This window comes from Piscibacillus halophilus, from assembly GCF_900110685.1.
GTDB classification, from domain to species: Bacteria; Bacillota; Bacilli; order Bacillales; family Alkalibacillaceae; genus Piscibacillus; species Piscibacillus halophilus.
Map to the genome: position 1 here is coordinate 41,434 of NZ_FOES01000001.1, position 10,708 is coordinate 52,141.

Here is a 10,708-nt window from a genome sequence, read left to right on the forward strand (position 1 = left end):
ATCAATATCGGTTATTCAATCAGGGTGGTACCGCGAGTTTTCTCGTCCCTATGTGGGATGAGAAAACTCTTTTTTTATCTCTTCATTTTTTCGTCAAGAATGATATTGGACTATTTACGATCTTATCAATATTAAGGAGGATTTGCATGAGTTATAAAGAAACGCTCTTAATGCCGCAAACAGACTTCCCAATGCGTGGTAACTTACCGAAGCGCGAACCTGAAATGCAGAAACGTTGGGAAGAAGAAAATATTTATGAAAAAGTACAAGAACGCACTAAAGGTCGACCATTATTTGTGCTACACGATGGTCCTCCATATGCAAATGGTGACCTACACATGGGGCATGCGCTCAATAAAATTCTAAAAGATTTTATTGTACGTTATAAATCGATGTCCGGTTACCATGCTCCATACGTACCTGGATGGGATACACACGGGCTTCCAATTGAAGTCGCCCTTACAAAGAAGAAAAAAATTAAACGTAAAGAACTAAGTATTACTGAATTCAGAAAACTATGTGAAGAATATGCACTTGATCAAATCGATCGTCAGCGTGAACAATTTAAACAATTAGGTGTTCGTGGTGACTGGGATAACCCATATATTACTTTAAAACCTGAATTTGAGGCTCAGCAAATTAAAGTATTTGGTGAGATGGCAAAACGTGGCTATATCTATAAAGGTAAGAAGCCGGTTTATTGGTCGCCATCTTCTGAATCAGCGTTAGCTGAAGCGGAAATTGAATATCAGGATAAACGTTCACCTTCTATTTATGTCGCTTTTGATGTAACGGATGGAAATGGTGTATTAGATGGCGATGAAAAAATCGTAATCTGGACGACAACTCCTTGGACGATTCCTGCTAACTTAGCTATTGCTGTTCATCCTGAATTGGAATATGCAGTAGTAGAAGCAAGTGGTTCTAAATATGTCATTGCACATGACTTATTAGAAGAAGTCACTCAGAAGCTTGAATGGGAAAACCCAACAGTTGTTAAATCTCTAAAAGGTCAAGATTTAGAGCGCGTCGTTGCAAAACACCCATTCTACGATCGTGATTCACTAGTCATTCTAGGTGAACACGTTACAACTGAATCTGGTACGGGTTGTGTTCACACGGCACCAGGTCATGGTGAAGATGACTTCTGGATTGGAAAACAATATGATTTAGATGTTCTTTGCCCTGTAGATGAAAAAGGTGTCTTTACAGAAGAAGCACCAGGATTTGAAGGCCAGTTTTATGACAAAGCAAACAAAGAAATCACGCAAAAATTAGATGAAGTAGGAGCATTATTAAAGCTTGAATTCATCACTCACTCTTACCCACATGACTGGCGTACGAAAAAGCCAACGATTTTCCGTGCTACATCACAGTGGTTTGCTTCTGTTAAAGATTTCCGTGAAGACTTGCTTGAAGCCATCAAAAACGTGAATTGGCACCCTCATTGGGGTGAAATCCGCATGCACAACATGGTGAAGGATCGTGAAGATTGGTGTATTTCACGTCAACGTGTGTGGGGTGTACCAATTCCAGTATTCTATGGAGAAAACGGTGAGCCAATTATCAATGAAGAAACGATCGAACACGTAGCCAACTTATTTAGAGAACACGGTTCAAATGTTTGGTTTGAACGCGAGGCTAAAGATTTATTACCAGAAGGATTCACTCATCCATCAAGCCCGAATGGAAAGTTTACAAAAGAAACGGATATCATGGATGTTTGGTTTGACTCAGGTTCGACACATCAAGGAGTATTAGTTGAACGTGATGATTTAGACCGTCCAGCCGATTTATATTTAGAAGGGTCAGATCAGTATCGTGGTTGGTTTAACTCTTCGTTAACAACTTCAGTGGCTGTAACAGGTAAAGCACCTTATAAAGGTATTTTAAGTCACGGATTTACTTTAGATGGTGAAGGTCGTAAGATGAGTAAATCTCTTGGCAATGTGATGGTTCCTTCTAAGATTATGAAGCAATTAGGAGCCGACATTTTACGTCTTTGGGTAGCAAGTACAGATTACTCAGCTGACGTACGTGTATCAGACAATATTTTAAAACAAGTGGCAGAGGTCTACCGTAAGATTCGTAACACATTCCGTTTCTTACTTGGCAACTTACACGATTTTGATCCGACTAAAGATGCCGTTCCAGAAGCAGATTTAGAAGAAGTCGATCAGTATATGTTAATTCGTTTACAAGAAACCATTTGTAAGGTACGAAAAGCATATGATGATTATGAGTATTCAACGATTTATCATACTATCAACAACTTCTGTACGGTTGATTTAAGTTCATTCTATTTAGATTTCGCAAAAGATATTCTATATATTGAAAAAGCAGACGATCACCGTCGTCGTAGTATTCAAACGGTTTATTACGACATGATTGTAAGTTTAAGCAAACTACTATCACCAATTCTGTCTCATACTTCAGAGGAAGTTTGGCAGTATATCCCAGGGGTTGAAGAAGAAAGTGTTCAACTAACAGATATGCCTGAAGCTAGAGAAGTTAAAAATGAAGCAACGATTAAAGGAAAATGGGAAGACTTTATGGAAGTCCGTGAAGATGTGTTAAAAGCATTAGAAGAAGCACGTGCGGATAAAATCATTGGTAAGTCATTGGAAGCAAAATTAACAATCGTACCAAAAGATGAAGCAACCATGGACTTATTAGAATCCATGAAACATTTACATCAGTATTTAATCGTATCAGAGGTTAATTTAGCTCAGAGTCACGATTTAGCAAAATCATATGACAGAGTTTCAGTAGCTGTAGAAAAACATGATGGTGAAAAGTGTCAACGTTGCTGGGTGGCATCACATACCGTTGGAAAAGATGAAAAACACCCTGATTTATGTGAACGTTGCGCAGATGTGGTAGATAAAAAGATGGAGTCCTAGAATATAATTAAGTAGTTCAGTTCACCCCAAAGTTAGAGTAAAAGTCTAACCTTTGGGGTGTTTTTATATGGTCAAATTATTTAAAAAGTCGTGTGAGACGGAATTTTGTAAGTATCACATCGTGTTCATTCCATTACCAAGTACATATCAACATATTTTTCAGAAAATCCCAAGTAAATATTTTACAAAAATAAATAAAATGTTAAAATTTGAATATTAAAAAAATTTAGAGAGAGGAGGCGTAAACTATTCATCTAAGTGAGACACAAACAAAAAATAAGAATAGGAGGCTATTAAATAAAAAAAGTTAGTCTAATTACTGTTTTAGTTATTACATTTATGGTTACTTTTTCAGTCATTATTATTGCTGAGGAAAGTAATTCTCAAGTAAGTGGTGAGGAAATAGAAGAAAATCACATAAATTCAATAGTGGTATCTGTAACACCTACTAGTCAGAGAGTCCAAGGAGCGGAACGAGCTAATTGGACTGTTTATGCATCACATAATAATGGGAGTATGCCTATCACTTATACTTTAAATCCAGGTGACGGCTCTAAGTCTCTGGAATATACTTCATACAGTAGTTCACACAGTTTTAGTCATCGTTATAACCCTAGTGGAAGTTTAAAAAACTTTAATGTAACAGCTAGGGCTATTTACGATTATGGCATGGATCATGATTACGCAACAGTTACATGGGTTCGTTAATAAGAATAAAACAAAGGTTGCACTAGGTGTAACCTTTGTTTTATAACAAGGTGGGATAAAATGTTTTCACTTCACGTACAACATATTATAAATAATAAAAAGTCAATAATTGTCATGATTCTCATGTTAATTGTGATCTTCACTTTAAGTCCAACGGCTTTTAAGATGGTATGGGAAGGTCATGAGCAGGTTAATGCTGATATAACCGATTTTTCCAGAGGTGATTACGATTTACTTGTTCGTGCAAGTCAATCAGAAATTGAAAGAGAACTCGGTGTGGTTGAGGAGAATTATCTAGGTGTTGGTAATGGTGGAATTACATATGAACAATGGGAAAACATCAAAAAAGACCCACGAATTGAAACCGCTGCACCCGTTGCATCTTTAGGATTTTTTACTAAGATTGATCAGATGTATCAATTACCAAAGGAAGAAGGGTCCAATCGGTATACCGTTAGTTACAAAACAACAGATGGTGTTAATACTTATTTGATTAATCAACAGACTGCTTATTTGTTCAAGGATAATGAGGTAGTTTATGATTATTTTTATCCTATAGAATTAATGAATATATTTGGAGAATTTGATAATGCAAACTTCGAAATTCCCTCCTCATATCATCCAGTAATAGCTATTGATCCACAAGAAGAGAAGGAATTAACAGGAATAGATTTTTCTATATTAAATAAAAACATTAACAACGTTCAGACATTCCCTGAAGAAAGTCAGTTAATACCACTCATTGATATAGCAGAATCGTCGACACCTATTACAACTGAAGTTTTAATAGAGAGATTAGACATTACTCATCAAGAAATTAACGATTTGAAACAGGCTGTTGATTTGTCACCAAATCAAAGCTTAAGTGATTTAGAGTATTATGCTGAACTTAGAGGGGAACATGTTGAAGAGCGAGATGAAGTCAAGGAAGCTTTAGACACCATTGAAGAAACCGATGAGCAAGTACATATCATTAATTTTTTTGAGCATCTTAGTCCTTTTGAACAAGAATGGTATATGATTGATGATGATTATAATATTGTTATGGAATCTGAGTATGACATAGACGAGCATGGAGAAGCGGGAAGGTCTTCTGGATACTTATCTCAAAATGTTATATACAAATCATTATCACCTAAATATCAAAAGACGCAGAATGGTTTATCTATAGAACTATTGGACTATGAAGGGGAAATACCTATTCATCGTGACTTGGAACAAGTTCAGTTTCAAGAATATGATGTGAATGGTGATAATAGTGATTTATTGAATCTATTTCAAGTTGACACTGTTACTGTGGGAGAGTATGTTGATTCCTTAGCTGCTAGTCCGATGGGTATTTATCACTATCAATATGGACACCTAAAAGAAACAGGAGAACAACTGAAACCGACTCATCACCCAGGAAGTTTTTTATCTTTACCAGCCAATGGGCTGATTTCAATCGACTGGGCGGACGAGTTTAAGGGTGAAGCACCAATAGATGCTATTCGTGTCAAAGTAGCTGGATTATCTGGTTATACGGAAGAAGCCTCTCAGAAAATTCAGCACGTAGCTGAAGAAATTGAAGAGATGGGACTTCATGTTGATATTGTGGCTGGGGCTTCACACCAAAATATTGATGTTCAAGTTGAAGGAATTGGCATGGTTGTGATGCCTTGGACAACATTGGGAGCAGCAGAATCAATAATTAATAGTTGGAATGTATTCTCAATTGTTATTTCAATATCTTTTATACTAGTAGCACTATTATCATTCGTAGCGCGAATTCGCACAATGGAACATGAGTTATATGAAGATAAAATTAGATTAGGATTAATAGGATGGAAACCATCAACGATTCAAACATTTTATAGAGCACAGTGGGGAATTCAAATAGTGTTAAGTGTTGTTCTATCATTAGTAATATTACTTCTTTCGTTTGGAATTGATATTTTAATGTTAATAGGATGGAGTATCACTATTTTTATAGTTATGATCATACATGCCAGTTTTACAGTTTTGTATAAGCAAAAAAATAATAAAACACATAAACCTAGACAATCATTTTTAATAGCGAATATTTATTATTACCGTAGACATATACAAGCAGCGAGTTTACAGCTTTTATTTTCCACTTCAGTTATTGCATTTTTGCTTACCGTACAACAAGTTGTTTCAAATCGTATCAGTGTCACAGATTTAGGGCAATATATTCATTTTCAAATTAATGAACTACAAATCATTCTTTTATTAAGTGTCGTGTTATTAACAGTATACACATTAAGTGAATCCATTTACCGAATGTGGAAGGAACGTGAAGAACAGATTGAATTTCTAAAGGTAATGGGATGGCAAAATAAAGATATTAGAAGGTCCTATACAAAAGAAACTTTATCATGGGTGAGTCCTTCTGTAGTTATGGGGAATATAATTGGGATCATAGCAGTCGTAGTTTTTTTCCCAGTGAATTTAACAGTCGTAGGTATTAATTTGATTGTTACCTTAAGTATATTGTTTGCCTTGACAATTGTTTTGAAAGTGGGATTAAGACAAATTTTGATGAGAGGGGTATCTTGATGGATATTAATGTAATGAATCTATCCAAAACTTATGAATCAAACGTGGAACAAAAGAAAGTATTAGATCAAGTGACATTTAAAGTGAATAAGGGAGAATGGGTTAATATTATTGGACGTTCAGGTTCAGGAAAAACAACACTCCTTAAATGTTTAAGTGGAATAATGTCCGCTGATCGTGGTTCAATAATAAACATAGGTGATTTACCCATTCATTCAAAATCTGAAGAAGACCGACGTGAATTCCGTAGACAACACATTGGGTATATTTATCAAGATTATCAGCTATTTCCTGCTTATACAGCTAAGCAAAATGTGATGTTGCCGGAATTACCATATCAAAATGAATCGATATTGTTAAAACGCGCAGAAGAATTAATGGAACAGCTGAATATAGAACATCGACAAGATGCATTACCTAATCAATTGTCAGGTGGTGAACAACAACGTGTAGCAATTGCAAGAGCATTACTTAACAATCCTGATATTTTCGTTTGTGATGAACCAACAGGGAATTTAGATCGATCCACAAGGGATGAAGTGTTACAAATATTAAAGCAATTGCAAGAAGAAGGGCGAACAATCTTATTTGTGACTCATGATTATGATGTTATTGAATATGGGGATCGTATATTTGAAATGGATGATGGTAGGTTAGAAGAAGTTTCCCAAAAAACACTTATAATAGAAAAACCTATCAAAAATTAATTCTAAGACCTTTAAAACATTTCCGATCAAATTTTCAATATTAATAAACAAACCCTTAAAACATAATGTTTTTATGCTCAAATAGAAAATGGACGTTTCCGACTTTAGACCGGAAACGTTTTTTCTTGTTAATCGTCTAATTTAAGATTTTATGGTAAAATTCTATAGGATAGCTATTAATGGAGGTAGCAAAGTGAAATACTATATCATAACACTACTTATAATTATTTTTGACCAAGTAACTAAATGGACAGTCGCCAATTCAATGCAGTTATTTGAATCTGTACAAGTGATTCCAGGCTTTTTTTGGATTACTTCTCATCGTAACTCAGGTGCAGCTTGGGGTATTTTAGAAGGGCAGATGTGGTTATTTTATCTTGTCACGTTGATCGTGATAGGAGTCATTATTTATTACATGCAACTATATAAAGATAGTTATCCATGGCTAATGGTTGGCTTTGCTTTTATTTTAGGAGGAGCAATCGGTAACTTTATAGACCGAATCTTTTTACAAGAAGTGATTGATTTTATTGATCTAAATATTTTTGGATATGATTTCCCAATTTTTAATATTGCCGATTCAGCCCTAACGGTAGGTGTGATTTTAGTCATTATCATCATGTTAATTGATGAAATGAAGAATAAAGGAAAGAAAGTCAATGAGTAAACAGCATTTTGTTGTAACAAAAGAATATCAAAATAAGCGAATTGATAAAGTGTTAACAGACTTAAACAAAGAAGCTTCGAGAAACCAGGTTCAGTCTTGGATCAAGGATGGCTATGTATACGTTAACGGAGAATCAGTTAAGAGTAACTATAAGTGTCAACTTGAAGACCAAATCGAATGGGAAGAACCAGAAGTTCAGGAGCTTGAAATTGAGCCTGAGAATATTCCTTTAGACATTAAATATGAAGATGAACATTTACTTGTTGTTAATAAGGAGAAGGGAATGGTAGTACACCCGTCACATGGACACCGTACAGGTACGCTAGTCCATGCTCTACTTTATCATTGTAATGATTTATCGGGAATTAATGGCGTTCATCGCCCAGGGATTGTTCATCGAATTGATAAAGATACGAGTGGTTTACTTCTAGTGGCTAAGCACGATAAAGCCCACGAACTACTTTCAGAACAATTAGCGAATAAAGAGGTCAACCGTCAGTATGAAGCCATTGTTCATGGTGTTATTGAACATGATAAAGCAACCATCGATGCCCCTATTGGTCGGGACCCAAATGATCGTCAAAAGATGGCAATTGTTGAAAGTGGAAAACCAGCTATCACTCACTTTTCGGTCGTAGATCGGTTTGAGAAATTTACTCATGTCTATTGCGATTTAGAAACGGGCCGTACACATCAAATTAGGGTACATTTTCAATATATTGACCATCCCTTAGTAGGAGATCCAAAGTATGGGCGACGTAAAACATTAAATGTTCAAGGACAAGCCTTACACGCTAGAAAGTTGTCATTCACTCATCCGATGACAGGAGAACAAATGACATTTACCTCTGAACCACCAGAAATTTTTCAAGAAACACTAGAGAATGTGGCAAAAATCTATTGACATTTTTCATGAAAGCTTTAAAATGAATAATTAGAATAAAAACCTTTAAGCATAGTCCAGAGAGGCTAACAAGGTGACGATTTGAACGGTTAGTAGGGATTCGTATATCCAAAGCCCTCTTTTGTCACCTTGTGTGCAAAAGAGGGCTTTTTGTATGAATGAGGAGGGAAGGGATGTCATGAAGGAAAAAACACAACTTCTAGATGAAGCAGCTATAGCACGAGCCATAAAGCGGATATCCCACGAAATTATTGAACGAAACAAAGGAACAGACGATTTAATACTAGTTGGGATTAAAACTCGTGGCTTGCCACTTGCCAAACGAATTCAAAAAAATATTGAACAAATCGAAAATGTCACGATTGAAACTGGGGAATTGGATATCTCGCTATATCGAGACGATTTATCTAATCGCGAAACGGTAAATGAGGCAACGGTAAACCAACGTAACATTCCACAAAACATCGCTGGAAAAAATGTCATTCTAGTCGATGACGTGCTATACACGGGACGAACAGTTCGAGCAGCGATGGATGCGATAATGGATATCGGGAGACCAAAGATAATCCAGTTAGTTGTGTTAGTGGATCGTGGCCACCGTGAATTACCGATACGAGCCGATTATGTCGGCAAAAACATTCCAACCTCACAGGACGAAGTCATCAAAGTCCAGCTAGAGGAATCCGACGAAGTTGATCAAGTGAGTATTTATGAATAACTAAATATAGAAAACCTTTAAGTATAGTCCAGAGAGGCTAGGAAGGTTGTGAACGTGACTTGTATGATATTACCGAGAGTAGTATGTACAGGTGTACCTCTTTGCGACCTTTCGTAAAGAGGTTTTTTTATGGACGAAAAACCATTTAGGGGGAGATCAAATGAATTCAACTGATAAAGTTTTAGATGTTAGAGATGTACCGAAATGGAATAAGTGGATAATTTTAAGTTTACAGCATTTATTTGCGATGTTCGGTGCGACGATATTAGTACCATTTTTAACGGAAATGTCTCCGAGTGTAGCGTTGATTACGAGTGGACTCGGAACATTAGCCTACTTGTTAATCACTAGAGGTCAAATACCGGCTTACTTGGGATCAAGCTTTGCCTTCATTACACCGATAGTCGTGGCAACTCAGGTTGAGAGTTTAGCAGGAGCCATGGTAGGGGCATTTTTAGTCGGTGTTGTATACGGAATCGTGGCTTTATTGATCCGATTAGTTGGAGTGAATTGGTTGCTTAACATTTTACCTCCAGTTGTTGTGGGGCCCGTTATTATGGTCATTGGTTTAGGGTTAGCACCAACAGCTATTGACATGGCGATGAATGATGCAGATGGGAACTACAGTTTAACGTTTATCGGAGTTGCACTAATAACATTATCGATTACCATCATCGCATCCATTTTCTTTAAAGGATTTTGGAAAATCATCCCGATTTTACTAGGTATTGTTGGTGGATACCTAATTGCCTTATTTGCTGGCATTGTCGACACTTCATCGATTAAAGCTAGCTGGAATGAACTGATGAACGCTAGTAGCATGGGAGAGTTTTTCGCAGCTGTTTTCACGAAACCAGATTTCTTAATACCATTTGTAGATTTTTCACCATTTAGCGTAATAAGCTGGTCCATTGTCGGAATTATGGTTCCAATCGCCTTAGTGACGATTACAGAACATATTGGTGATCAGATGGTTTTATCAAAAGTTACGAGCCAAAACTTCATTAAAAAACCAGGTTTACACAGGTCTATCTTAGGGGATGGAATTGCAACTGTGATTGCTTCTATGTTAGGTGGGCCACCAAATACGACTTATGGCGAGAACATAGGGGTTCTTGCAATTACAAGAGTGTTTAGTGTGTTTGTCATCGGAGGAGCAGCAGTATTAGCGATCTTCTTCGGTTTTATTGATATCATTGCGGTCATCATTGAGTCAATTCCAACACCCGTTATGGGTGGAGTGTCCATCCTACTATTCGGGATTATTGCTTCAAGTGGATTAAGAATGTTAATAGACAATCACGTTGACCTTGGGAAAAACCGCAATTTAATCATTGCCTCCGTTATTTTAGTCATTGGGATTGGCGGGATGTACATTGAGGTTCAACTTCCGGATTTTGATCTACAAGTTTCTGGAATGGCTTTATCAGCCATTGTCGGGGTCATCTTAAACTTAATTCTACCTGGTAGAGAAGAGGCTTCTAAAGGTGATGATCGCATGTTTGAAGTAGATAAAAAGAATCGACAAGCAAGCTAATAAGG

The 10,708-nt window shown here is 36.5% G+C and carries 8 protein-coding genes and 1 other annotated feature (1 of these 9 cut by a window edge); all 8 genes read left to right on the top strand.

Features of this window, described 5'->3' with window-relative positions; genetic code table 11:
- Window positions 1-53 (top strand) — a binding site (T-box leader); it begins 162 nt to the left of the window's first position.
- Between the two features lie 93 nt (window positions 54-146).
- The 8 genes from ileS (at window position 147) to BMY57_RS00270 (ending at window position 10,703) form a co-directional block, all read left to right on the top strand.
- The gene (ileS, locus tag BMY57_RS00235) at window positions 147-2,903 is read left to right on the top strand and encodes an isoleucine--tRNA ligase (protein ID WP_091772002.1); all 2,757 of its coding nucleotides are present in this window, start codon (window positions 147-149) and stop codon (window positions 2,901-2,903) included.
- A gap of 339 nt (window positions 2,904-3,242) precedes the next feature.
- Window positions 3,243-3,611, top strand: a complete 369-nt coding sequence (locus BMY57_RS00240; protein ID WP_091772003.1) for a hypothetical protein — start codon at window positions 3,243-3,245, stop codon at window positions 3,609-3,611.
- Window positions 3,612-3,671: 60 nt separating this feature from the next.
- The gene (locus BMY57_RS00245; protein WP_091772004.1) at window positions 3,672-6,170 is read left to right on the top strand and encodes an FtsX-like permease family protein; all 2,499 of its coding nucleotides are present in this window, start codon (window positions 3,672-3,674) and stop codon (window positions 6,168-6,170) included.
- Window positions 6,170-6,877, top strand: coding sequence for an ABC transporter ATP-binding protein (locus tag BMY57_RS00250; RefSeq protein WP_091772005.1), 708 nt, complete (start codon window positions 6,170-6,172; stop codon window positions 6,875-6,877). Before BMY57_RS00245 ends, BMY57_RS00250 begins: the two co-directional genes overlap by 1 nt.
- Window positions 6,878-7,028: 151 nt before the next feature.
- The gene (gene lspA / locus BMY57_RS00255) at window positions 7,029-7,544 is read left to right on the top strand and encodes a signal peptidase II (protein ID WP_091772006.1); all 516 of its coding nucleotides are present in this window, start codon (window positions 7,029-7,031) and stop codon (window positions 7,542-7,544) included.
- On the top strand, window positions 7,537-8,448 hold the full coding sequence (locus BMY57_RS00260; protein ID WP_091772007.1) for an RluA family pseudouridine synthase: 912 nt from the start codon (window positions 7,537-7,539) through the stop codon (window positions 8,446-8,448). Before lspA ends, BMY57_RS00260 begins: the two co-directional genes overlap by 8 nt.
- Window positions 8,449-8,626: 178 nt before the next feature.
- Complete coding sequence (gene pyrR / locus BMY57_RS00265) at window positions 8,627-9,166, top strand: bifunctional pyr operon transcriptional regulator/uracil phosphoribosyltransferase PyrR (protein WP_091772193.1); 540 nt, start codon at window positions 8,627-8,629, stop codon at window positions 9,164-9,166.
- Between the two features lie 160 nt (window positions 9,167-9,326).
- Window positions 9,327-10,703, top strand: a complete 1,377-nt coding sequence (locus BMY57_RS00270) for a uracil-xanthine permease family protein (protein WP_091772008.1) — start codon at window positions 9,327-9,329, stop codon at window positions 10,701-10,703.
- The last annotated feature ends 5 nt before the right edge of the window (window positions 10,704-10,708 follow it).